This window comes from Pseudomonas nabeulensis, assembly GCF_004682045.1.
Taxonomy (GTDB): domain Bacteria; phylum Pseudomonadota; class Gammaproteobacteria; order Pseudomonadales; family Pseudomonadaceae; genus Aquipseudomonas; species Aquipseudomonas nabeulensis.
Window position 1 is genome coordinate 1 of the sequence record NZ_QUZT01000030.1, and the last position, 22,365, is coordinate 22,365.

Below are 22,365 nucleotides of genomic sequence, written 5' to 3' on the forward strand. Positions count from 1 at the left end.
CTAGCCTGCTTAAGGTGGGCATTGGATTTTGTCTCTATAGGCTTTGGGTGTAACGCCCAACTGCCGTTGGAATACCTTTCTCATGTGATCCTCCGAACCAAAACCACACGCTGCGGCGATGCGCTTCAACGCAGTGTCCCCGTCAACTAGCAACCGGCGGGCTTGCTCGAGACGTGCTCGCTCTATAAATTGAGACGGAGAGCTCTCTGTCTGTTGCTGAAAAACCCGCCTTAGGTTTCGACTACTCATATTCGCTTGGCGGGCGAGTACTTCGAGGCTGAGATCTTGTCTGAGATTCTGCAAGATCCATTTTTGTAGCTCTCTGATCCCGGAGTGTGGCGTCATCTGACTGTCGAGATGTTGGCTGAATTGAGATTGCCCCCCTGGTCGTTTCAGGTATACAACAAGCTCTCGGGCAATGTTCAGTGCTACTTCTTGACCAAGATCTTGTTCGACCAGGGCCAAGCTTAGGTCGATGGCAGCCGACATGCCGGCGCACGTCCAGATGCCTCCGTTCTGGATAAAGATGGCATCAGCATTGACATTGACAGCTGGAAATTCCGCCTCAAGCCTGTTGGCAACGCTCCAGTGAGTGGTTGCGTCCAAGCCATCTAATATGCCTGCTTGGGCTAAAAAGAAAGCTCCGGAACACACCCCTACTAACCTTTGAATTTTACTTCCCGAAGTCCTACACCAGTCGACAATTGTGCGGTTTTGTTTCACTGCGGTGTTGATGTCTCGAGCGCCCACGACTAGGGCGGTATGGGGTAGCCCTGTGTCGTGTAGTCGCTCAGCTGCCAGTTGGATAAATGTGTCAGACCGAACCAATCCCCCTTCGGGAGCTACGAGTTGAAGGGTGTACAGGGGCCGTTCCCCTTTTGCCCTCAATCGTGCGTTAGCGTAGTCAAATACTGTCAGTGCACCTACTGCTTCGAGCGACTTGAACCCTGGGTAGATGACGATGTGTACGCTTCGTCCACCGCTCTGGTCGTGGAGCCTCATTAGGAAATTCCTTACTGCGTCAATCGGACAGATTTCCGGTGGATCTGGCCAACCCGCCGAATACTGCCTGGCGGACGGCGACGTGTGATGTAGCATTGATATGTTATAACCTAACAGGTGACTATCATGAAAACACGTGCTGCTATCGCTTGGGGCCCCAATCAGCCCCTGCAGTTTGAGGAAATTGACCTTGAGGGGCCAAAGGATGGGGAGGTGCTTGTCAGGATCGTAACCACAAGCCTCTGCCATACCGATGTCTTTACCTTATCTGGGCGTGACCCTGAAGGTAAGTTTCCGTGCATCCTTGGTCACGAAGGTGTTGGGATCGTGGAGGACGTTGGCCGTGGCGTTACCTCCGTTAAGCCAGGTGATCATGTGATCCCTCTCTACACACCAGAAGATCCGAATTGCCCTTTCATTCAGTCAGGAAAAACCAATCTCTGCCAGTCGATTCGAAAGACTCAGGGTGAAGGACTCATGCCGGATGGCACCAGCCGTTTCTCCTACAAGGGGCAAACGATTTTCCACTACATGGGCACGTCGACATTCAGTGAGTACACGGTACTTCCAGAGATTGCGGTGGCGAAAATTGATCCTGCTGCTCCGTTGGCCAAGGCCTCGATCATGGGCTGCGCGATCCCGACTGGCATTGGAGCCGTGCGTAACACCGCAAAAGTCCGGCCAGGCGACACGGTGGCTGTTTTTGGCCTAGGTGCCGTTGGTATGGCTGTCATCCAAGGGGCGGTGCTCCAAGGCGCCGGACGTATCATCGGAATTGATGTGAATCCCAACAAATTTCCATTGGCTATGTCCTTGGGGGCGACGGAGTGCGTCAACCCGCGGGATTATCGTGAACCGCTTCAGAACGTCATCATCGACATGACTAATGGAGGAGTGGACTTCTCGTTCGAATGTGTCGGTAATGTTGATTTGATGCGTGCTGCTCTTGAGTGCTGCCACAAAGGCTGGGGTGAGAGCATCATCATCGGTGTAGCTGGGGCGGGGGAGGAGATTGCAACACGTCCATTCCAACTGGTCACCGGGCGTGTTTGGAAAGGTAGCGCGTTTGGTGGCGTGCTGGGGCGCTCGGAACTCCCAGGCATGGTTGACGAATGGCTTCGCGGGGAAATCAATGTGGATCCTTACATTACCCACAATATGGATCACGAAACCCTGAACCATGCGTTCGATTTGCTAAAGCGCGGGGAAGCGATTCGATCAGTAATTCACTATCAAGAAAGGGAAACCCTAAGTCACGACCTTCCAGGCGTAATACTCGATCGAGATGGACGGGTAATTCCTAGGCCTGACTCCACCCGTTACCCTGCATGAAAAAGTACTGGTAAGGCCTACTTGAACTGATCCAGTTGCACTATCCACTTGTGAGCCGAGTTCAGGTGTGGGTAGTGCACTTCAGATAATGGTCGCTGATTGATGAAAGAGCTCTAATAAAGTAGGACTGTTCTAGTGAGGTGTTTGATGACCGTGCAGGCACTGTGATGAGAATAATACTATGGCATTAAAAGAACTTTACTGGGCGAGCAGTCGTCCATTCATAGCGCCGCTTGTTTTGCAGGGTCGGCGTTTTGTCGGCATTTTAGTGTTCGTGATGGGGTGGGCGCTCATTGTGAGGGGGCTACTCATTCACCTGTTTTCCAAATAGTGTACTTTAGGGTTACACCTTTCAAGGGCGCGGGCTCATCTACTAATGGATGCTCGCAAAAGATTCCGTCGTCATAAGAGACAGAATAGGTAAGCATATGGGGCTTCCCACTGATACGCAGTCAGGGCGGAAAGATGAAAGCCGCACCCACCGAGGAATGAATAACACAACTATTAATTATATATTATACCGGGCGAATTGAACTCGCTTATTGCAACTCGCTTATTGAATTTAAACTGGAGCATCAGGATGCATTGCCATGGTTTTCTTCATCAATTCGTCTATGAATTCGATAGGACACTTAAGTCGAAGCGCTTACGCGGGCGCATATTCAGTGCAGATCGATGGTATTCAGCTGTTCCTGACTGTGTACCGATAGGTCTTTGCCCTTGGGCAGGTACTGGCGGATCAGGCCATTGATATTTTCGTTGCTGCCGCGTTGCCAAGGACTGTTCGGGTCACAGAAGTAGATCGCTATACCGGTTTTCTGGGTGATCTCGGCGTGTCGGGCCTTGGTCATAGTCTTGCGCATCGCCAGTGGCATGCTATGGAGTGCTGCACTGAAACCCTCCATTGCCGAGGTCGCCCTCGCGTCGTTCATCTTCTCAACCATCAGGTAGCCACTGGTGCGTTCCACCAGTGTGCCGACAGACGAGGCGTCGCCTTTACCCTTGATCAGGTTTGCCTTCCCAGTGTCCCGGCATCACTCGGTCTTCGATCTCCGGCGGGCGCACATGGAGGCTGACCATCTCAGGGATCTGGCCGCGCCGATCCACGCCGCCAGGGCGGCGTCTGCGCGTCGTCTTACCTTGGCGCAGACAGGTGTGATCAGTTCCTTGCTCAGTTCACCTACCGGCAGGGCGCAGATCGCGCTGTAGATCGTCTCGCGACTGACGTAGGCATCTCTGAGGCTGGGAATGTTCTGACCGCGCAGCTTGCCGGCAACCTGCTCGGGAGATAAACGCTTGCGCAGCATATGGGCCACCAACTCGAAGCGTTCGCTACCCGGCAACAGCTTTCGAATCGGTCGACAGGCCCGGCGGCAGGCCTGCATCTGCTGCTGGGCCGCGCGGGCCGAATAACCGCCACAGACATCTCGATTGCGGCGCAGCTCCCTGAAGGGAATCGGGTGATCAAGCCGGCAATCCTGTGCAGGCTGAAGCCTTGGGCATGACCGATTTGAGTGATGACGCGTTCTTCAACACTGAGTTCGGAATAAGACATAGAGGCAGCACCGTGTCGGAATGGTCAGGTGTTGCGCTCAGTTTTGCCGCCGCCCTGTGTCAATTTTCTGTGGTATTTTTCTCTCATGCATAAAAGAACGTGCAACTCGTTGCTTACAATCTCAGCGTGGTACCGAAGGATAGGTGCTGTGCTTGCTCTAGTCCGCCCTGGTTTGCCATCCGCTGGGCGGTGTCTCTGCCATGAGTAGCAATCCGGCTAGATGATCTCTCGGTTTCCTACGGCGCCAATGTTGCTATTTACCCAGTTTCAGAGGCGTTCAAGCAGGGAAGTTTCACTGCCATTGCCGGCCCAAACGGGCCGGTAAATCAACCCTTCTAAAAGCATTAATGGGCGAGTTTGTTACCACTGGCTCCATTGATCAGGGTGCTATACATACGCGAGACATAGGTTATCTCCCTCAATCCTCTCAATTGATCGTAGCTTTCAAATTACTGTGGCGGATGTCGTGGCTGAGCAGTGCGATGATTCCGCAAATAAGGGCAACAGTTGAAATAACGATGTTCTTCTTAATGATATCGCCATTCGTCGACTATGGCTCTATGCGACGTGCATTGGTTGCAACGCTCGCGCTTGGCTTGAGCTCCGAGCCTGTTGGCGTTAATGATCTGGTCAGCCCGGCACGGGAATCCCGGTAAATCTAGACTCACCGGGGTTCCAAATTTCGCTAAGGAGACTGCTAATGAACAGCTTGGTATTACTTGGTCTTGATTTTGGAAAAAGCACCTTTTACCTTAAAGGGTACGACATACGCGGCCATGAGCTTGGTCGCTGATGCTATGAGTCATGCGGTGATACCAGGAGCAGTTATCGGTTTCATGATTACTGGCGGGCTTTAATTGCCTGCTATGGGGTTTGGAGGGCTGATAGCAGGTTTGAGCGTTGCTATCAGGTTTGGTGAGACGGGTAACCTACACGTTGTAGCTTCGTGCGCCAAAAGCAGAATTTAAGGGCTAATCGTACGGCCTCAAAAAAACCGAAGGTACGGGTTGTTCGGCGGCACTTCATCAAACAGGTATTTGGGGTCTTCCAGCAGGTATCCGTGCAACCGGCGTGTCTTGCGCGGCCCGGTGACTTCGCAGGTCCAGATGTTCAACCCGCTGTTCTGCTTGCGATGCACCAGCAGTTTCTCGAAGCGTTTTTGTACCCACTGCCAGTCCGCCACGGCATCTTGCTTGGCAAGAGCTGCGGTTTGCGGATGCTCTTGTGCATAGCGCTGGAATACGCCAGGACTGACCAGGTAAACCGTGCCGTCTACGGTGTGCACCAGGGCCTTGGCATCGTTGATGATCAACTTTCGGCATGCAATGCCTTCCTTCAGCCAGACCATGAAGTGCTTGGCTGACGGGGTTGTCTGGGGTGACAGATTTTCCTCTGGCTCGGGTGCTGGTGTTGGCGTGCTGGTGGGCGCTGTCTCGCTTGTCATGAGGCCGGAAGCGGCCTCTTCGGCAACGGCCTCCATCGGTGGGGACGGGTTGCTAATCAACGACAGCAGATCCTCCATCGCATCGACTTGAACCGGTACGGATCCTGCTGGTGCGGGCTTGGCAATGGTTGCGTCAGGTGATGCAGTATGTGTGCCGCCCACGAACGGAGAGACGGAAGTCGATGAAGTGGTGGGGGAGGCGCCAGAATCCTCGGCTGCGTCGACGCCTGCTGCGTCTTCGGCCACGGTACCAGCGAAAGGCGCTGGTCGATCGGAAGGCTCCCAAATCAATGCTGGCGAGAGCTTGAGGAACGTGAAGCTGTGTGACCAGCCGGTGTCACTGGTGACAGTCGCCTTCCAAATGGCTTTGTCTTCAGGGGTGACTTGGAGCATGCCGTGGTCTTGCAACACATTGAATACTGCGGTGTTGCTGGACGGGATGCCATCAATACCCTGAGACAGCAAATACGCCCGCAACTTATCGGAGACGGTTTTGCTCACCAGCCATAAGGCGTTCTCCGTCAGCCAGCCATCCGACGCCTGGGGCTGGTTCAGCTTCAGTTCTTCCTTCAACAGATAGCGCAGGCCATCGAGCAGCTTGCGTTGCAAGGCGTGCCTGGGGGCTGCCATGGCCCGGCCGGGGTCTCCACCAAGCTCTTGGGCTACCGAGGCTCGGTCTGCCTTCACGACGAGTTCCCCCAGCACGCCGGCATGCTCATACTGCCCCGCCAATACATAGAGCAGCGAGGCCCATAGCGAAGGATATGCGCTGAGCCAGTCAAGGATCTCCCGGTCAAGGAGTTGGTGGTAAAGCACGCCAGCGGCCGCGCTGTGCAGGCGGTACTCGCGATCCTCGCGGTAGCGAAAGCGGTACGGGCGTGTCATTGGTCCATGCCAGGGATGCCAGATACTGCCATCTTCATACTCGACATGAAGGTCGACAACGATCTTGCCGATGTCGTGAATCAATGCCGCATAGGCTATCGCGGCTGTCCAGGCCTCAGCCTGCGCAGCCTGATCCTCGGGTGTGGTTCCAACTGGAAGCAAATGAGATTGCCGCAATTTGAGGGCATAGGCGACGATCTCAAGGCCGTGGTCGAGCATGCCCCCGTGGTATGCGTGGTGATGGCTTTCCGAGGCGGGAAATTGCTGGACCAGTGCTGCGTACCGTTCGAGCGGGGCAAGGTACAGGGCCTTGAATTGCGCGCGCGAGAGCGACGTGCGCTGCCATATGTACTCAAGCAGCTTTTTTCGACGAGGCGCGTCCAGCAAGGATGTGGCCGACTCCGGCCGAATCCACCCTTTGGAGATCTGTAGCGGGGGAGGCGTGACACTTGCTGAGGCTGAGACGGTCTTTTTGCGCTGGAACATTGAAAGCATGGAGTGCACCGATAGTTTCCAGGACGGTGGGCCTTTTCCTTTTCCTGATAGAGCCTTTCCCCTTACGCCCATTCCATTACCCTCTTTTAGGCCTTTTCCTTTATCAAAGCCTTTACATGTAGAACGACGGCCTAGTTCTGTCGATCAGGAATGTGGCATTGAGGCCGCCGTTTTGTTGGGCGATGGCCAGGTTCTTATTGAAACAATGCAGGAGGATATGCAATGCTCGCAGCGCGCCGCTCATCGGCGCCGGGTGTGAGAACCCGATTCAGGAGTCTGCGGGTCGCGTTATGGCGATCCGCAGGGCAGGCGTTCGCGCCTGGCCGGTGGACTCCTGCCGGTTTCTCACCCCTGCGGGTCGCCGCCATCCAACTGGGCGGCGGTGTAGGTAATGCGATCACAGGGGAAAGGCCGACATGGATCGTTTAGATGACCAAACACCTAGCATTTATGCCGAAACCGCATACCAACTCATCCTTTCAGGCGTGAATCAGTTCCAGTCCGAGCAAGATCAGCGAATGCTTTTAGACTCACTTCTGTGTCAATGCGTCGTGTTTGCCCGTGTGTTCGGCGGCAAACAGGCTTTTCAGGATTTATTGTGTCGGCTGAGAGAATTTGATTTTGACGCTGAGTTCGAAGAACCCGGTAGTCGAACACACTAAGCCTTCCTCAGACACTCGATGCCAAGGCCATGCTTTACAGTCTGGACGCAGAGGTCAACCAAGAAGGCGGAACGGGGCAAGCACAACGCCCTGAATTATCCCCAGGTCAGAACTCATCTTTGGTGGGGTTTACCGCATCTGGGCTTCCGTCGGGTGTGTGCTATCGAGTAGCCACACCCTCACCTGTTATCGGCCGGTAGTACTTCGGAGCGGGGGTGCGGATTTCCTGTGTCTTCGCTAGGGCTCATCCTGCCAACCCGCACCCAAGGCCTTGTATAGCGAGATGGCGCCGTGTACTTCTCCCAGTTGACTTAGCGCCAATGAATCTCTGGCCTGATTGGCGGTGCGTTGGGCGATGAGCACAGGAAGATATGCACTCAGGCCCGCTTGGTAGAGTCGGGTTGTGCGATCAACCGCCTGCTGGCTATCAGCGACTGCAGCAGCCAGCGAAACCTGCCTCTGACGTTCGCTGTTTAAGCTTGTCAACGCATCTTCTACGTCACGCAGCGCCAATCGCACGTCGCGTTGATACGCTAGCTCTGCTGCATTGGCGTTGGCTTGCGCGGCCGTGACACCAGCCCGTGCGTAACCACCGTCATAGAGCGTCTGGCTTGCTTGCATTCCTGCCGACCACGCCAGGCTTGCCCCCGAGAACAGGTCGCGTATCAGACTGGCAGTGGTGTCTATACCCAATGGAATGGTGAACCTGGGGAAGCGCGCCGCTTCGGCAACGCCGATTTGCGCCGTGGCGGCGGCCAAGCGGCGCTCGTCTGCCTGCAGGTCGGGACGCTTGCGAATGACTTCCGATGGCAATGAGGGCGGCAACGCGGGTGCGACAGGCAGTACTGGTGACGGCTCCGCCAAGGCTGCACGCCAATCGCCAGGAAAACCGCCCGCCAACACGCCGATGGCATGACTCAAGCGCGCAATGTCGGCCTCTAACACTGGCGGTTGTGCTTGGGCGGCTTCGCGCTCAGCCCGTGCCTGCATGACATCCGCGGTGGTGCCCAGACCGCGTTGCAATGCCCGCTGGGCCAAGGCCTCACTTTCACGCAAATTACGGATGTTGCCGTGCGCGATAGCTAGTCGCGCCTGCGCAGTCCGCAACTCGGCATAGCTGGTTGTCAATTCGGCCAGCAGGCTTACCTGCAAAGCCTGGCGGTCATGGGATAACGCCTCAATGCCCGCATCGGCTGATTCGACTGCGCGTCGGATTCCGCCGAACAAATCTAACTCCCAACTCGCATCAAAGCCTGCACGCCAAGTACGCGACCGACCACTCGATACATCGTCCAATCTTCCGCTGGCGCGGGAGGCTTCGCCGCCGCCCCCTGCGGCGACGATCGGCCCCTTGCCAGCCGCAATCTGAACACGCTCTGCGCGCGCCTGCTGCAGCCGTGCCAGGGCAATATCGAGATCCTGGTTTTTGGCCAGCGCCTGGGCAACCAATTGATCCAGCATCGGATCATTGAAAGAGCGCCACCAACTTTGCAGGCTTTCCTGGTTTGATGTTGGAAAACTCGGTTGTGGTTCATGCCAGCCGACAGGAAGATTGAGATCTTGCGCTCGATAGTCAGGCCCCACTGTTGTGCAGCCTACGAGGCAAGCAATCAGAAGGAGAGAAAGCATCGAGCGGGGATGGTTCCGTCCGATAGCGTATTGGAATGTGCGCATGTTTCCCCCTTACATCCAGCGATGTAGCAGCGTGATCAAACGCCCTTTGGGCACTGCGTCGTTTCCTTGCTGGCTGATCTCGATGCTACCGGTCATGCCAACAGCCAAGACGACATGGGCAGGCACTTGGTCGATTTCGATTCGCACGGGGATACGCTGTGCGAGACGAACCCAACTGAAACTCGGCTCTACATGCGGGAGGCCCTGAGCGTCGGCCTGTTGATTGGGGTCTGTGATGCCTCGACCGATGCTGGCCACGTGTCCCTGGATCAAATCGTCAAACCCCATCAGCCGGATTTGTGCCGCTGCACCAGGACGGATACCGCGCAGCTTGGTTTCCTCGAAATACCCTGTTATCCAGAAGCTGTTCGCCTTGAGTAGCGCGATGTTCTGCTGCCCGGCCACAGCATAGTCACCCTGATTCAACCGTACGTGTGTCACATATCCATCCGACGGAGCACGCAAGACAGTACGATCGAGATCCAATCGCGCCGCGTCCAGTGCGACCTGCGCGCGGCGCTGCTCCGCGCGGGCAATGGCAACGGCCCGGTTTGCCCGCTGAATGTCTTCGCCAGGCACAAGGTCATCCATGCCTCGGCGTCGTTTGGCATCCTCTATCTTCTGTTGCAGTGTCGCGGATGCGCCCGCCAATTCCGCCTCAGCCTGTGCGATGGCAAGTTGAAAGCGTGCGGGGTCGATGCGGTATAGCACGTCCCCACGTTTAACCTGCTGATCATCGGTCACGGCAACATCGACCACCGTTCCTGATACCTCCGGCGCGATTCGCACAACTTGAGCGCTCACGCGGCCATCGCGTGTCCAGAGTGCGACGACATAGGCACGCCAGAGCTCGCTCACTAAGATTGCTGCAGCGATGACAATGAGCAGCGTCAGCATTGCTTTCGCCGCGGGCTTTAATAAGGATGGAACATTAGCTTTAGACATAAAGTATCAGCATCGAAACCAGGCAAAGAGAAAGCGCGAACTCGAACAGCGCTGGATGCCAGACCCAGCGCAGCAGGCCGCTACGAGCCAGCAGGAAGCGCAAGCCCAGGAACAGCTGCAACGCGACGCAGGCATAGACAAAAAACGGTGGCAGGTAGACGCCCGCCACGGCCACTTCACTGAGCATGATTCCGGCTCCGAGATAGGTGGGAGAAATAGGCTGCGTGGCCTTCAAGCAATGCGGCGACGTCAAGCAGCGCCGCACTCAGACGCTGGCCGTCAGCCGTCCCGGTTTGCTGGACGGCGACCGTCCGCATCAGGGATCTGGCGCCACGGGACGCATGACGAGCGGCCTTCAATGGATCGTCCGCACGGTGAGCCATGCGCCGCAATGTAGTCGCCAATGGCAGATACAGCGGTGAGGTGCGTGGAGCCTGTCGCAGCCATTGTTGCAAGCGCAACAGCTCTCGCCCCAGATGCAGACTGGCCAGTGCATCGCCAATGGCGTGATCCATGGCGACAGGCTGGGCCTTCAGCAACGCGCCGAGCTGCGCCATGCGATGCTGCTGACGCAGTTGCCAGATGCGGCGATCTGCGCGCCCACCGCGCAAAACAGCCAGCGCATCGTCACGGATGCGCAGGCGTAGCCGATCAATATCCCGCGTCAGATTGCGCGGCAAGATGAGTCGAACACCAAGCAGCGTGAAGCATGTGCCCAGTATCCAAGCCACCGATGCATTCAAGAACACATTAAGGTCGTAATGCATGGGATTGGAAGCCGAAGCCAGCGTCGTAAATCCGACCAGATAGGTCACGCCTGCCAGACCGTACCGTGGAAAACTGGTTGCATAGATGCCGGGCAACCAGAACAGACCCAATACCACCAGCAGCAGCGGCAGGCCCTCGATATGTGGCAGAACCTGGAACGTGCAAAGAAATGCCATTAGCACGGCTGCCACCGTGCCCTTGATGAATTCAACGGCGCCGGCGGCTGGATTTGGGGCCGTCGCCAGCAGAGCGCAGCAGGCCGCAAGCGCAGCCAACATCATGTTGCCGTGTGGCCAGCCGGTGACGATCCAGAACGCACCGCCCAGCACCACGGTAAGCATCGCGCGCAATCCGTTCTGTATCGCAGCAGTCGTATCGCGGTAGAACGGCACGGGGGGCAACTTCGATTGCGGGCGTGGGCGATGTATCGCGCTGATGCCGTCCAGAGCCGCGAGATAATCGTCGATCTGCTCAACCAAGCGGTCACCCGTAATGAGCAGAGCAGCCTGCTCCCCCGGTTCGGGCAAGGACGTCCCGGCCAGCGTCTCGATCAGGCGCTCTCGTACCTCATGCAAACACTGCATCGCCTGCGCAATGCCTTGCGGACCACGCCCAATGGCTTGTCCAGCATCACGCCATGCCTGCTCGACTTCTGGCCGCAAGGCCCGCAGCGCGCGCATGCCAGCACTGTCTGGTTGACGCGGCGGCATGCCGCCAACCAGTGCGGCGAACAAAGAGGCCATCGCGTGCCGTACCGCCATTGCACGCTGCGCCAGATCCTCCGATTCCGCCTTTCCCAGCGCCAGTAAGTCATCCATGCCATAGACTTCAGTAATGAGGCTACGGCGAACCGGTGAAACGCGTGGAGAATCAGCATGCGCATCACCATCACTGATGGCATTGTGCTGTGTTGCCAGCGTTTCAGCAGTGGCTGCGGCCAGGCGCCTCAATTGCGCTTCGAGACGGGTGCGTACACTGCGGGTGCTGCATAGCGCAGAAACCAAACCGAGGCACGCCACGCCAACAAGCACGGACGTACCACGCCCCATCACGCTGTCGAAGGTCAATTGCGGGTGCTGCAGAGCGTCGTAAGCGGCCAGCCCCACGGTGTATCCGGCAAGCATGGCCCCATAGGCGCGGAAGTGACGCAACAACGTCATTCCCACCACACAAATGCCCAGCCAGAAGCCAAAGGCCAGAACGAAAAGCCATGGCATCTGTCCGAACGCACTCATTAGCACGAAGGCAGCCAACATGCCCACAAGCGTACCAAGCATGCGCCAAGTGCCTTTGCCAATCACCGCCCCCTGAACCGGGTTGATGACCAGCAGCACGCTAGATGCAGCCGCATAAGGCGCGTGCAGGTCGAGCAGGTAAGCCACGACCAGCGCCAAGCAGGCAGCAAGGACGGAGCGCAGTACGTAGGTGGCACGTGCCGTGGTGAGATCTATCTTCGACAGCCAGCGAATCAGCGCCGTGCGGAGGCGACTATTTGTTGGAGCAGGAGCACCAGGAGATGCTTGAGATGCCGACGGCACTGTCGCGGAACGCACGTTGAGACCCTCTTGCATTGACGATGTAGATCAATGTAAGAGCGGCACTCGATTCCGAAAAGTGAATTTATTGGAATCCAAGACTGCGTTTGACGCACTGATTGAAACTGACATTACACCTTGCTGCGCCTCTTAGCGGCGACCTCATCCTCATTGGCCAAGTCCCAGATCGTGCGCCGTAACCATTGGTGTGAAGGATCACCCTGCAAGCGAGGGTGCCAGGCTTGGGTCAATAACACTGTTTTTAGCGGTATGGGTAGCTCGAACAGGCGGACGCGCAACCCTGCAGTGATCGCGCTGTTCGCCAGATACTTGGGCAGCGGTAGCAGCAAGTCGGAATCCTGCAAGGCGAACAAGGCAGCATAAGGATTTGAGACCACAAGCGCGACGTGCCGGTGTAATCCCTGGGCTTCCATTGCCGCGTCGATGGGGCTGGTGGATTTGCCGCGTCGGGAGACATTGATGTGCTCCCAACGGGTAAGGCGTTCGAGCGTGATGTCGTCCTCGAAGACAGGATGATTCTGGCGAGCGACCCCAACAAAAGTCGTAGTGAAAAGCGACTGCACCCGGATCTCCGGGCCTAGCTTACGCGAAGCGCTGATGAACAGGTCGATGCGCCCACTGCGCAGCGCCTCATCGTCCACATCGTCTTCCTCGGGAGAAAAACGCAACGTGGCCCGCGGCATTTCTTTCGCCATTGCCTCCAGCAATCGGCCCAAGTGGAGACTCACGAATTCATCGGTGGCCCGCACATTGAAACGCCGTTGCAACGATTTGAGATCAACTTCTGCACTGGGTGCCAGCGCCTGTGTCGCCTGCTCAACCGCCGCTCGCACCTGCTCACGCATCGCCAGTGCTCTAGGCGTAGGCACAAGTTTGCGCCCCGCCTGCACGAAAACGGGATCTCCCAGCGTCTCCCTGATACGGCTCAACGTACGGCTCATTGCAGGCGGGCTCAAGTTCATGCGTCGCGCCGCACCAATGACGCTGCCTTCCTCCAGTAAAGCATCCAAGGCAAGTAACAAGTTGAGATCGGGTTGCGCCATAGCGCGTCTCCCATTGATTGCGTAAAGTGGAATCCTAACGCCATATTGATGGCGTGATAAGCAATCAAGGGCGGTATTTGTGCGGTACCGCCGAAGGGGGAGGCTGACATCCAGCAGATCCAAGAGCAACGTACCAGGCTCTTTGCAGCGTGACACCAGTTCTACTTGGTGCCGGCCTGGGACGATTTAATAAGCGGCATACGCAGATCTAGGCGCAGGTCGAGGCGACGTCGGCCTTGGTGGACATGCGTCGCGACCGGGTGGAGTAGCGCTACGCCACGAGTTGGGGGGCCGGACTGGCCACTGTAGTTGGCCGCTCATGGCGTAGCCGACGATGAGCGGGGCGAGCGGGGTGGCGCGTTCGAGGATGTCTTCCTGTCCTCGCCGAGTCGGTGTGCTCTCTTTATTGAATCAGTTTAGGACCGGCGTGGGCGCCATTGATTCTGTCGTGGCTGGGTAATCAGCGCATCTGCGATAGGAATCAGATTTCTCTAATTCCGAACATCAACCACCTTCACCGGTGTGTGACAGGGCATAGCGCGTGGGCCAGGGAATCGACCATCCTTTTTCATGTCACGGCGCGGGGCATCGGTCATGCGTGACAGATCAGCCCAGCACGTCACGCCTCATGAATAACTCTTTCTTGAACGAGCGCGCGCATCAGACCCGTGTGGCAAGATTGCAGTATTCCCCCTTGAAGTACAGCAAGGGCTGCGCAATGTCGGTTTGTTCTAGGTTCAACGCCTTGACCTCGCCAATCACTATCAGGTGATCGCCGGCGGCATGTTCGGCATGGATCTCGCAATCGAGCCAGTGCAGGCTGCCAGCAATAAGCGGATTGCCCAGCGGCGAATCCTGCCATTCGACGCCGTGCCATTTGTCCGCACCGCGCTGGGCGAACTGGTTGGAGATCCCCACCTGCTCGCCAGAGAGAATATTGACCGCGAAGCGACCAGCCTCGCGAATCCTCGGGTAGCTGCCCGAGCCGGACATCACGCTGAAGGACACCAGCGGCGGGTTCACCGATACGCTGTAGAACGACTGGCAGGTGAAGCCGACTGGGTCGTCGTCGATGCACGAAGTGATCACCGTGAGACCAGAAGCATAGTGCCCAAGCACCTCGCGAAAGCGCAGCGGCTCGATGGCAGTACTGGAAAGTGACATGGCAAGTCCCTACGGCATGGGTCAGTACTGGTTGAGAAGTTCGTTGCGGACGATCTCAGCCCCTGCACTCAACGCCTTCAGCTTGCCTCGTGCCACCTGGCGCGGCAGCGGGGTCATGCCGCAGTTGGTGCACGGATAGAGCTTGTCGGCATCGACGAACTGCAGTGCCTTGCGCAGGGTATCGGCGACTTCCTCCGGTGTTTCGATAACGTGGTTCGCTACGTCGATGGCGCCGACCATGACCTTCTTGCCGCGAATCAGCTCGATGAGCTCCATCGGGACATGGGAGTTGTGGCACTCCAGCGAGACAATATCAATGCTGGACTTCTGCAGCTTCGGGAACGTCTCTTCGTACTGGCGCCATTCCGAGCCCAGGCTCTTCTTCCAGTCGGTGTTGGCTTTGATGCCGTAGCCGTAGCAGATATGCACGGCGGTCTCGCATTTCAGGCCTTCGATGGCCCGCTCCAGGGTGGCGATGCCCCACTCGTTCACTTCATCGAAGAACACGTTGAACGCCGGTTCGTCGAATTGAATGATATCGACGCCTGCAGCCTCCAGCTCCCGGGCTTCCTGGTTGAGGATTTTGGCGAACTCCCAGGCGAGTTTTTCACGACTCTTGTAGTGGGCGTCGTAGAGTGTGTCGATCATGGTCATCGGGCCAGGCAGCGCCCACTTGATCGGCTGCCCGGTCTGCTGGCGCAGGAATTTTGCATCCTCGACGAACACCGGTTTTTTCCGGGCAACGGCACCCACCACTGTCGGCACGCTGGCGTCATAGCGATCACGGATACGCACGGTCTCACGCTTCTCGAAGTCGACGCCTTCGAGGTGTTCGATAAAGGTAGTGACGAAGTGCTGACGGGTTTGCTCACCATCGCTGACGATATCGATGCCTGCCTGTTGCTGTTCCTGCAAGGCCAGGCGCAGCGCATCCTGCTTGCCCTGGATCAGCTCTTCGCCTTCGAGTTTCCAGGGCGACCAGAGCGTCTCGGGCTGGGCCAGCCATGAAGGTTTTGGCAGGCTGCCGGCAGTCGAGGTGGGGAGCAGTTTTTTCATGAAAGGATGACCTTGTAGTTTCAATTATTCAAAAAGCGTGAGTGGCGGACCACTGCTGAAGAACAGCCTGGTAAGGCTTGATGAACTGTTCTTCGGCGAACTTACCCTGCTTTTTCGCTAGGCGGCTGCGCTCTTCCCGGTCATAGACGATCCGAGTCAATGAATAATCCTGGTGTTTAAGGCTTGGCTGGTAGGATGTACCTGCTGCGGAGTTCGCGTTGTAGATTTCCGGCCGGTAGATCTTCTGGAAGGTGTCCATGGTGGCGATGGTGCTGATCAGTTCGAGATTTGTGTAATCGCCGAGCAGTTCGCCGGAGAAGTAAAACGCCAGGGGCGCAACACTGTTTGGCGGCATGAAGTAGCGCACTTTTAGGCCCATCTTCCGGAAGTATTCGTCGGTCAGGGAGCACTCGTCCTGCTGATATTCGACACCCAACACCGGGTGCTGATTCTCGGTGCGGTGGTAGGTCTTGCTGCTCGACACGCTCAGGCAGATGACCGGCTGTTTGGCGAAATGCTCCTGGTAAGCGCTGGAGTTGACGAAGCACTTGAACAGCTTGCCGTGCAGGTCGCCGAAGTTTTCCGGGGTACTGAATCCGGACTGGTCTTTGTTATGCTCGGGCAACAGCACGCTGAAGTCGTAATCGCGCACATAGGAGGAGAAGTTGTTGCCAACGATGCCTTCGATACGCTCGCCGGTTTTCCGGTCGATGATATTGGTCTTCAGTATCTCGATCAGTGGCAGCGCACCACTACGGCTAGCTCCATCGATATTCATCTCGACGGAAATGATTTCAAGTTCGACCGTGTAGCGATCGCCTTTCGGATTGTCCCAGTGCGCTAGGGCATTGAAACGGTTGTCGATCATGCGCAGGGTATTGCGTAGGTTCTCTTGACGGTGGCTGCCACGGGCCAGGTTGGCAAAGTTAGTGGTGATGCGGGTACTGTCGGCGGGCCGATAGTTCTCGTCGAAATCAATACTCTTGATGGTGAAGCTGAATTCGTTGTACATCGCAATCCGGCGCCCTGTAACTTGAATAATTCCTGAACTTCGTGACCGGTCGGTCTTGATAGAGTGCATTTTAGAGTGGGAAGATCATGAGGAAAATTGAATTTATTTCAGCGTAATATTAGGTTGGCTCATGATTGGGGTGATCGCCCCATGCCCCTATTCCACTCTTCATGTCTAAAAATCGCTTCGGGGAAATCCACCCTAACTAGGTCGCTGGCGGCCGTACGCTCCGCCATCGTAATTAGCGAGGATCACTGGCTGGCCAGGCTGTATCGTCAGTCGAGCTTCTATAGTTCTTGTTGGTGCCGGTATTTGCAGGCATCAGGCTTTCCGGTACTTGCGAATGGTCTCCGCCTTAGATATACATTTGATTTTGTATATCCAAAGAGAGGTTATCTATGCAAGTCGCAAAATGGGGCAACAGCCTGGCCGTGCGCCTGCCCGCAACCTTGGTTGAGGCGCTTGAATTGCGCGAAGGGGACGACATCGAGATCATCGTGGACGATGCACGAACCTTCGCAGTGCGTAAGAAACCGGGCGCCGATACGTTGCTCGAACGTCTACGCGCTTTCCGGGGCAAGCTGCCAGCGGACTTCAAATTCAGCTGCGATGAGGCGAACGGGCGTGGCTGAAAAATATCAGACGTTTCTCGACAGCAACGTGGTGCTGTACCTGCTGTCGGCGGATTCGACCAAGGCAGACTGTGCCGAGAGCCTGTTAAAGACTCATCCGGTTATCAGTGTGCAGGTACTCAATGAAGTCACGCATGTATGCGTGCACAAGCTTCGTATGAGCTGGGATGAGATCGGGCAATTCCTGGAGCTGGTGCGCAGCTTCTGCAAGGTCGTGCCGCTAACTGAAGCGGCTCATGATCAGGCTCGGTTGATTGCTGAACGTCACCGCCTAGCCTTCCGTGATGCTTGCATCGTAGCAACTGCGACGGCAGCTGGTTGCCGCTCGCTCTATAGTGAGGACATGAGCCATGGTCAGATACTGGAAGAGAGTTTGGCCATCAGAAACCCGTTCGCTGCGGCTGGGTAAGTTCGGCAGATTGAAAGTCATACCGCTCTCTTGGTAGACAGGATCCCACCGAACGCTCTTGGTGGGAGTTCAGCAACTGGCGGAGGTGGTGGCTTAGAGACGTATACACACCCTCAGTGAGCTGCCGCATCCATTGCTTGAGTTGCCCTGCACGGATCCTTCCTAGTTGAGTAGAGGAACATCGGCTGCGACGGCCATCCATCGAGAGTACAATTTGTACAAAACGTACATGAGGATTCCATATGCGCGCCGTAACAGCAAGCGAAGCGAGGCAAGGATTTGCAGAGATCATTGAGGCCGCGCGGCGGGAACCGGTGGTCATTCGGCGCCAAAAGCGGGATGTGGCGGTATTGATGTCGATGGATGAGTATGAACGCCTAGTGCACCTGAACGTGGCTGAATTCCAGCGCTTCAGTGACCGTGTGGGTGCCAAGGCCAAGGACACCGGCATGACCCAGGACGTACTGCGAGGGCTCCTGAGCGGTGAGGACTGATCGTAAGCTGGTGAGTGATACCAACCTCTGGATCAGCCGCCTGCTCATGCCTGGTGGCACTGCGGCCTTGGCGGTGGATCATGGGCTAGCCTGGGGCATCCCGCTGATATCTGAGGAAACGCTGGCAGAGTTGAGCGAGATTCTAGGCCGGGACAAGTTCGACAAGTACATATCCCGTGAAGATCGTCAGCAGTTCCTGCGCCTGCTCGGCGGGATCGTACGGGTGGTGACCATCACCCAGCGGATTTCTGCGTGCCGCGATCCCAAGTATGACAAGTTCCTTGATGTGGCATTGAATGGCGAGGCGCATGTCATCCTTACCGGAGACCAGGATCTGCTGGAACTGCATCCTTTCCATGGCATCGAAATACTGAAGCCGGTCGATTTTCTGGACAGACCGATCGATTGAAAAATGCCGCGTTCAACGTTGACGGATCGGGGCAGAACCCGAATCTTGTGGAGCAATCAAGTGATACCGTAGGAGCAAGCCATGAACACGATAACTCGCAGCAGTACCGCAGAACGCTTTGGTCGTTGGCTCGGCCGTGGCTGGCGAGAGTACGTGCGCCGTGAGCGGGGCGTAGCTGGGTGGCTGGTCTCCAGGAGCGTGCCGGCTGGCGTTGTGACCACACTGCTGTGGATCACCAAGTTCGCCGTTCTGGCGGTGTTGCTCTACACGATGTTCTGGCTTGCGCTGCTGCTGGTATTTCTAATGTTTGTCGCCCGAGGCTACGATCCCGGCGATTTGACGATGCCCGAAGCGGAATGGCGGGACGGGTACGCCGGCTATGGTCTCTACTCCAGTGATGGATACCGTATTGACCAGCACGACCCCAATGATCCCCATAACACCTAGCTCTCTTGCCAAGCGCATGTGAGGAGGAGCTGCGGTAAGGGTATGCCCAAACCGCTATCGGATGGTGCGCTACTTCTTCTTGCTCGGCGTAGATGCCCACTTCATTGCATTGCCAAACGCCAGTTCTGCTCCCTTCCCGCCAGAGGCTTTCGCTCCCTCCGTTCCGCCAGTAAGCCCCTGCAATGCATTCCCGATGGAATGGCCCGCCCAACCCAGGGCAGTCACCCAGAACAAGGGCAGCACGATGAACATCGTCGCCATGACAAAATTCAGCAACATGTCGCCGAAAGCATTGTTCATGCCCATCACTGGATCAAAATTCGTGTGCGGCCGATTCCAGCCCCAACCCCAACCATAGAGCGCATCAAGGACAGTGCTGTCGATCCAGCGCGCGAGTTGGAACCAAAAGTCCACAAAAAATAACGCAAACTGCACCATGCTGACCGTCATAACCGTTTTGAGGTCGTAGGTACCGACCACAAGCACCAGCGGGATGCAAATGACCACAGCCATTTTCAATAGAGACAGCACCATTGGCAGCGCCTGGCGTACGGCATCCATGGCGGGGAAATAGGCAAGTGAACCCACCGCAAGCCCTACGTCGCTCGCCGCGCGGGTGATGATATTCGCGTCGGTCTTGTCGATCTGCCCACCATAATCCGTATAGACCGAACCCTGATTGAGCTTCTGCTGGCGCGGTGACGCGATCGCCCGAATCACCGAATCATCCACCTCGGCGCGACTCAGAAAACCAGCCCAGCCAGCCAACCGGGTCAGCAGGCTCGGATCAACTTGACCCAACAGGCGTGCACGCAGACCGTTGCCGGCATCGTTCCACCACTGGCGGCAGGTCGGATAGCCGGCACCGCTGGGCACTTGCGCAAGGCCGGCGTCCCGGTTGCTGTCATAGGCCCAGCCGTCGCGCGGCGTCTTGGCGCGATAGGTGTCGTAGTAGCCGCTGGTACCGACGAAGTAGTTTGAGCCGATCCAGGTCACGTCATGCATCTGCGCTTCATCGAGCTGCGGCCGCTGCATAAACAGCTTCGCGCGGGCCGGCCCGTAACAGTCGTGAGTGAAATCCGCGACTTCCTGCGCGAGAACCGGGTCGTCGATGCGTGTGGCGTTGATCTCCATCCTCATTTGCCTTAAGTCGGTACCGCAAGGGATGGCCGCCACCGAGGCGCCGGTGATCGCGCGCGACAACGCGTGCATGAAGGCCCACCATACCGGCACCTTGGCGCTCTGGTTGTTGAGGGTGCTGAAGGATTGCGACCAGCCGGTATCACTCGGTTGCGGCACGCTAACCTGGCATTGCGCCGAGCGCGCCTGGTCGTACCTGATGGTGTTGAGATCGACGTCGATGAACGGAATACCAGCGAACATGACGACGACGATGGCCACCCACACTCGATTCTCGATGCGCATCGAGCTCAGCACGCCTTTATTACCCTCGTCAGCACCCTCGGCGCGGGCCTTGAGCCACTCCTGAATGATCATCGCCACAAAGGGGATGGCGAACACGCCACTGGAGACGAGCACAGTCCAAATACCGTTGTGAACGACCCAGGCAACGAGTGTCAGGTAGTACTCCAGGTAATCCGTAGTGAAAAGCGTCATGATCCAGAGTTCCCCTACATGGACTGCGACAGCAGACTGGCTTCCAGCGCAACGATCGCGATGCAACCGGCTACTTCGGCCCGAATCACGCGGCGCCGAGCCTCTGTGCCGGGTTCACGGGCTAGTAACCGACGGCGCATCCATATCCAGCCATAGCCTGTTGCGCCGTAGAGGCAGAGACGCCACAGCATGAAGTAGCTGGCGGCGTCCGCAAGCCAGCGCTCCCAGCCAGCGATACTGCCGACGAAGTAGATGCCGACGACGTTCGCCGCGATGGCCAGGACAACACATAGCAGCGTCCACAGCAGCGCCCTCGCGACACGCAGGTTGAACAGCCATTGCAGCTGCAGTAAGACCCAGTTCATGGGGTACCTCCCGTGCTGGGCCGCTGCAGCTGGTTGAGGCGATCCGGCACCGGATCGCCTTCATAGACCCCGCGCGATCCTGCTGCGCGCGTGCCGTGCCGTTGGATAATCGCCATCGGGGAGTTGTTCGCCAACTCGCGCCTCAACTCCAGTTCAGTCTTGAGGTTGAGGATCTCGCGGTCCAATGTGTTGCTTTCCTGGTTCACCGCTTCGACGGCCAGTTGGTTGGCTGCGACATTGGGCTCCTTCTTCCCGGTCAGCAGGGTCCGCTGCAGCAGCAACGCCTTCTCCAGCACGCTCGCGAGCGCAACTTCTGAAGCCAGGCGCCGGGCGAGGACGTCTTGATCAGGCTCATCGCGCAGCGCTTCAATGACGCCGCGCGTAATCGGCAGCGAGACGCTGCCGGCCTCACCCAGGTTTGCCAAGGTCGTATGGCGCGTGCCACTGATCAACTCCTGCAGCACCTCCAATTTGGCGTCGTATTCTTCCTGGATTAGAGGCGTCAAGCCGACACCAGGCACTGTTTCGGTCTTGGTACAGCCCTCGCAAGTGCGTTGTTCCTGTTCACCCAGCACCCGGGTGGCCCAATCAGCCGCTTCATGGGGCGAGGTCCAGGTCTGGCAGGCTAGCGTTGTACAACTGGCTTGAGAAATGGACGAGGTATCGTTCACTCCGCGGCCATTAACCAAGTTGTAACCAGCCCGCGTTACGTCAGCTACCACTTTGATCGAACGTTGGCCAGCGCCACCCGCGTTATGGCCACCGACCCACGGCACGCCATCGTTGCCACGCCTGCTCTCTGCTTGCTCAATAGCCGAGACGGCATCCGTACTTGCCACGGCTTGGCGCAGCGCCATGCCCTCCGCAATTTGGTTCCAACCCATTTGGCCACCCGCAATATTGGCCATCCGCTCTGCCATTGACTGGCATGTGAGTTTAGAACGGTCGAAATCCAACCGGGCTTGCAGCACGCCGTTGCTGAGGAGGTTGTACAAACCTGGATCAGCCCTCTGAATGATCAGTGCCGGAAGCGAGGCAACCGCGCTGGTAGCGCTCTGGATCACGTTGCTCATGATGTTCTGGAATCCATTCGTCAGCCCATTGAGCTGGTTCTGAATCGTCGTGCTGATGCTCATATCGCCGCAGATCAGGTTGCTGTTCCAGCCAACCCCAACGCCGAGTGAGCGCATGCCAGCTGCACCACTCATGGAGACTGCATTGCCTCCACCGATCGAGTACATCACTTCGTCGCCGATCACGCTTCCGCTGTTCTGGAAGCCAGCGCTTTGGGCACATGCCAGACCGCTGGCCAACGCAAGCGCACAAGCCAATGCATGGAGACGCCAGGGGCTGCGCATGACGACGGAAAGATTCGTCAGATCAGGGTTTTTCATCGTTG

Annotated in this window: 20 protein-coding genes and 2 pseudogenes; 8 read left to right on the plus strand and 14 right to left on the minus strand. The window is 57.1% G+C overall.

Annotated elements, in window-relative coordinates:
• Nucleotides 1-9: 9 nt before the first annotated feature.
• A complete protein-coding gene (locus DYL61_RS16570) occupies nucleotides 10-1,098 on the minus strand; it encodes a GlxA family transcriptional regulator (RefSeq protein WP_338053106.1) in 1,089 nt (362 codons plus the stop codon).
• 27 nt (nucleotides 1,099-1,125) lie between these two features.
• On the opposite strand from DYL61_RS16570, the gene DYL61_RS16575 reads away from it, so the two are divergent.
• On the plus strand, nucleotides 1,126-2,334 hold the full coding sequence (locus DYL61_RS16575) for an S-(hydroxymethyl)glutathione dehydrogenase/class III alcohol dehydrogenase (protein ID WP_238704578.1): 1,209 nt from the start codon (nucleotides 1,126-1,128) through the stop codon (nucleotides 2,332-2,334).
• A 562-nt stretch (nucleotides 2,335-2,896) separates the two neighbouring features.
• Here the strand turns inward: DYL61_RS16575 and DYL61_RS16580 are convergent.
• Nucleotides 2,897-3,889, minus strand: a pseudogene (locus DYL61_RS16580) (IS30 family transposase).
• A 512-nt stretch (nucleotides 3,890-4,401) separates the two neighbouring features.
• Here DYL61_RS16580 and DYL61_RS31905 point away from each other — a divergent pair.
• A pseudogene (locus DYL61_RS31905) lies at nucleotides 4,402-4,821 on the plus strand (hypothetical protein); the annotation flags it as partial.
• Nucleotides 4,822-4,874: 53 nt separating this feature from the next.
• Here DYL61_RS31905 and mobH read toward each other — a convergent pair.
• Nucleotides 4,875-6,713 (minus strand): MobH family relaxase, encoded by a 1,839-nt coding sequence (gene mobH, locus DYL61_RS16595; protein WP_135309218.1) that lies wholly within the window; start codon nucleotides 6,711-6,713, stop codon nucleotides 4,875-4,877.
• 416 nt (nucleotides 6,714-7,129) lie between these two features.
• Here mobH and DYL61_RS16600 point away from each other — a divergent pair, with 416 nt between their 5' ends.
• Nucleotides 7,130-7,375 (plus strand): hypothetical protein, encoded by a 246-nt coding sequence (locus DYL61_RS16600; RefSeq protein WP_135309219.1) that lies wholly within the window; start codon nucleotides 7,130-7,132, stop codon nucleotides 7,373-7,375.
• Nucleotides 7,376-7,612: 237 nt separating this feature from the next.
• Here the strand turns inward: DYL61_RS16600 and DYL61_RS16605 are convergent, their stop codons facing one another.
• The 8 genes from DYL61_RS16605 to DYL61_RS16645 form a co-directional block, all read right to left on the minus strand.
• Nucleotides 7,613-9,049 carry an efflux transporter outer membrane subunit gene (locus DYL61_RS16605; protein ID WP_135309220.1) on the minus strand — a complete coding sequence of 479 codons (1,437 nt, stop codon included), beginning with the start codon at nucleotides 9,047-9,049 and terminating at the stop codon, nucleotides 7,613-7,615.
• A 9-nt stretch (nucleotides 9,050-9,058) separates the two neighbouring features.
• Nucleotides 9,059-9,946: an HlyD family secretion protein gene (locus tag DYL61_RS16610; RefSeq protein WP_238704576.1), complete on the minus strand. Its 888-nt coding sequence runs from the start codon at nucleotides 9,944-9,946 to the stop codon at nucleotides 9,059-9,061.
• A gap of 40 nt (nucleotides 9,947-9,986) precedes the next feature.
• On the minus strand, nucleotides 9,987-10,181 hold the full coding sequence (locus DYL61_RS16615; protein ID WP_106495566.1) for a DUF1656 domain-containing protein: 195 nt from the start codon (nucleotides 10,179-10,181) through the stop codon (nucleotides 9,987-9,989).
• Nucleotides 10,171-12,333, minus strand: a complete 2,163-nt coding sequence (locus DYL61_RS16620; RefSeq protein ID WP_228392629.1) for an FUSC family protein — start codon at nucleotides 12,331-12,333, stop codon at nucleotides 10,171-10,173. The genes DYL61_RS16615 and DYL61_RS16620 overlap by 11 nt, the downstream gene beginning before the upstream one ends.
• 95 nt (nucleotides 12,334-12,428) lie before the next feature.
• Complete coding sequence (locus tag DYL61_RS16625; RefSeq protein ID WP_135309222.1) at nucleotides 12,429-13,361, minus strand: LysR family transcriptional regulator; 933 nt, start codon at nucleotides 13,359-13,361, stop codon at nucleotides 12,429-12,431.
• Nucleotides 13,362-14,021: 660 nt separating this feature from the next.
• Nucleotides 14,022-14,525 (minus strand): flavin reductase family protein, encoded by a 504-nt coding sequence (locus tag DYL61_RS16635; RefSeq protein WP_135309223.1) that lies wholly within the window; start codon nucleotides 14,523-14,525, stop codon nucleotides 14,022-14,024.
• Nucleotides 14,526-14,546: 21 nt separating this feature from the next.
• Nucleotides 14,547-15,581 (minus strand): methionine synthase, encoded by a 1,035-nt coding sequence (locus DYL61_RS16640; protein WP_135309224.1) that lies wholly within the window; start codon nucleotides 15,579-15,581, stop codon nucleotides 14,547-14,549.
• A gap of 28 nt (nucleotides 15,582-15,609) precedes the next feature.
• Nucleotides 15,610-16,593: a DUF1852 domain-containing protein gene (locus DYL61_RS16645; protein ID WP_135309225.1), complete on the minus strand. Its 984-nt coding sequence runs from the start codon at nucleotides 16,591-16,593 to the stop codon at nucleotides 15,610-15,612.
• 398 nt (nucleotides 16,594-16,991) lie between these two features.
• On the opposite strand from DYL61_RS16645, the gene DYL61_RS16650 reads away from it, so the two are divergent.
• The 5 genes from DYL61_RS16650 (at nucleotide 16,992) to DYL61_RS16670 (ending at nucleotide 18,984) form a co-directional block, all read left to right on the plus strand.
• On the plus strand, nucleotides 16,992-17,225 hold the full coding sequence (locus DYL61_RS16650) for an AbrB/MazE/SpoVT family DNA-binding domain-containing protein (RefSeq protein WP_106476450.1): 234 nt from the start codon (nucleotides 16,992-16,994) through the stop codon (nucleotides 17,223-17,225).
• Entirely contained in the window at nucleotides 17,218-17,634 is a 417-nt protein-coding gene (locus DYL61_RS16655; protein ID WP_202978036.1) for a PIN domain-containing protein, read from the plus strand. Before DYL61_RS16650 ends, DYL61_RS16655 begins: the two co-directional genes overlap by 8 nt.
• A gap of 242 nt (nucleotides 17,635-17,876) precedes the next feature.
• Nucleotides 17,877-18,128 (plus strand): type II toxin-antitoxin system Phd/YefM family antitoxin, encoded by a 252-nt coding sequence (locus DYL61_RS16660; RefSeq protein ID WP_135309227.1) that lies wholly within the window; start codon nucleotides 17,877-17,879, stop codon nucleotides 18,126-18,128.
• 10 nt (nucleotides 18,129-18,138) lie between these two features.
• A complete protein-coding gene (locus tag DYL61_RS16665) occupies nucleotides 18,139-18,537 on the plus strand; it encodes a putative toxin-antitoxin system toxin component, PIN family (RefSeq protein ID WP_202978037.1) in 399 nt (132 codons plus the stop codon).
• Nucleotides 18,538-18,618: 81 nt separating this feature from the next.
• The gene (locus DYL61_RS16670; RefSeq protein WP_135309229.1) at nucleotides 18,619-18,984 is read left to right on the plus strand and encodes a DUF3742 family protein; all 366 of its coding nucleotides are present in this window, start codon (nucleotides 18,619-18,621) and stop codon (nucleotides 18,982-18,984) included.
• A gap of 69 nt (nucleotides 18,985-19,053) precedes the next feature.
• Here DYL61_RS16670 and DYL61_RS16675 read toward each other — a convergent pair whose 3' ends face one another.
• Genes DYL61_RS16675 through DYL61_RS16685 form a run of 3 tightly spaced genes read right to left on the minus strand, consistent with a single transcriptional unit; the run spans nucleotide 19,054 to nucleotide 22,360 of the window.
• A complete protein-coding gene (locus DYL61_RS16675; protein ID WP_135309230.1) occupies nucleotides 19,054-20,601 on the minus strand; it encodes a conjugal transfer protein TraG N-terminal domain-containing protein in 1,548 nt (515 codons plus the stop codon).
• Nucleotides 20,602-20,615: 14 nt separating this feature from the next.
• Nucleotides 20,616-20,966 (minus strand): hypothetical protein, encoded by a 351-nt coding sequence (locus DYL61_RS16680; protein WP_135309231.1) that lies wholly within the window; start codon nucleotides 20,964-20,966, stop codon nucleotides 20,616-20,618.
• A complete protein-coding gene (locus DYL61_RS16685) occupies nucleotides 20,963-22,360 on the minus strand; it encodes an integrating conjugative element protein (protein WP_135309232.1) in 1,398 nt (465 codons plus the stop codon). The genes DYL61_RS16680 and DYL61_RS16685 overlap by 4 nt, the downstream gene beginning before the upstream one ends.
• Nucleotides 22,361-22,365: the final 5 nt, after the last annotated feature.

What these genes read in the sequence shown, in the direction of transcription:
- DYL61_RS16635 (WP_135309223.1), bottom strand. Translation starts at nt 14,525, where the DNA reads ATGTCACTTTCCAGTACTGCCATCGAGCCGCTGCGCTTTCGCGAGGTG.
- DYL61_RS16685 (WP_135309232.1), bottom strand. Translation starts at nt 22,360, where the DNA reads ATGAAAAACCCTGATCTGACGAATCTTTCCGTCGTCATGCGCAGCCCC.
- DYL61_RS16625 (WP_135309222.1), bottom strand. Translation starts at nt 13,361, where the DNA reads ATGGCGCAACCCGATCTCAACTTGTTACTTGCCTTGGATGCTTTACTG.
- mobH (WP_135309218.1), bottom strand. Translation starts at nt 6,713, where the DNA reads ATGCTTTCAATGTTCCAGCGCAAAAAGACCGTCTCAGCCTCAGCAAGT.
- DYL61_RS16600 (WP_135309219.1), top strand. Translation starts at nt 7,130, where the DNA reads ATGGATCGTTTAGATGACCAAACACCTAGCATTTATGCCGAAACCGCA.
- DYL61_RS16680 (WP_135309231.1), bottom strand. Translation starts at nt 20,966, where the DNA reads ATGAACTGGGTCTTACTGCAGCTGCAATGGCTGTTCAACCTGCGTGTC.
- DYL61_RS16660 (WP_135309227.1), top strand. Translation starts at nt 17,877, where the DNA reads ATGCGCGCCGTAACAGCAAGCGAAGCGAGGCAAGGATTTGCAGAGATC.
- DYL61_RS16620 (WP_228392629.1), bottom strand. Translation starts at nt 12,333, where the DNA reads ATGCAAGAGGGTCTCAACGTGCGTTCCGCGACAGTGCCGTCGGCATCT.
- DYL61_RS16645 (WP_135309225.1), bottom strand. Translation starts at nt 16,593, where the DNA reads ATGTACAACGAATTCAGCTTCACCATCAAGAGTATTGATTTCGACGAG.
- DYL61_RS16650 (WP_106476450.1), top strand. Translation starts at nt 16,992, where the DNA reads ATGCAAGTCGCAAAATGGGGCAACAGCCTGGCCGTGCGCCTGCCCGCA.
- DYL61_RS16570 (WP_338053106.1), bottom strand. Translation starts at nt 1,098, where the DNA reads ATGCTACATCACACGTCGCCGTCCGCCAGGCAGTATTCGGCGGGTTGG.
- DYL61_RS16675 (WP_135309230.1), bottom strand. Translation starts at nt 20,601, where the DNA reads ATGACGCTTTTCACTACGGATTACCTGGAGTACTACCTGACACTCGTT.
- DYL61_RS16640 (WP_135309224.1), bottom strand. Translation starts at nt 15,581, where the DNA reads ATGAAAAAACTGCTCCCCACCTCGACTGCCGGCAGCCTGCCAAAACCT.
- DYL61_RS16670 (WP_135309229.1), top strand. Translation starts at nt 18,619, where the DNA reads ATGAACACGATAACTCGCAGCAGTACCGCAGAACGCTTTGGTCGTTGG.
- DYL61_RS16610 (WP_238704576.1), bottom strand. Translation starts at nt 9,946, where the DNA reads ATGCTGACGCTGCTCATTGTCATCGCTGCAGCAATCTTAGTGAGCGAG.
- DYL61_RS16615 (WP_106495566.1), bottom strand. Translation starts at nt 10,181, where the DNA reads ATGCTCAGTGAAGTGGCCGTGGCGGGCGTCTACCTGCCACCGTTTTTT.
- DYL61_RS16605 (WP_135309220.1), bottom strand. Translation starts at nt 9,049, where the DNA reads ATGCGCACATTCCAATACGCTATCGGACGGAACCATCCCCGCTCGATG.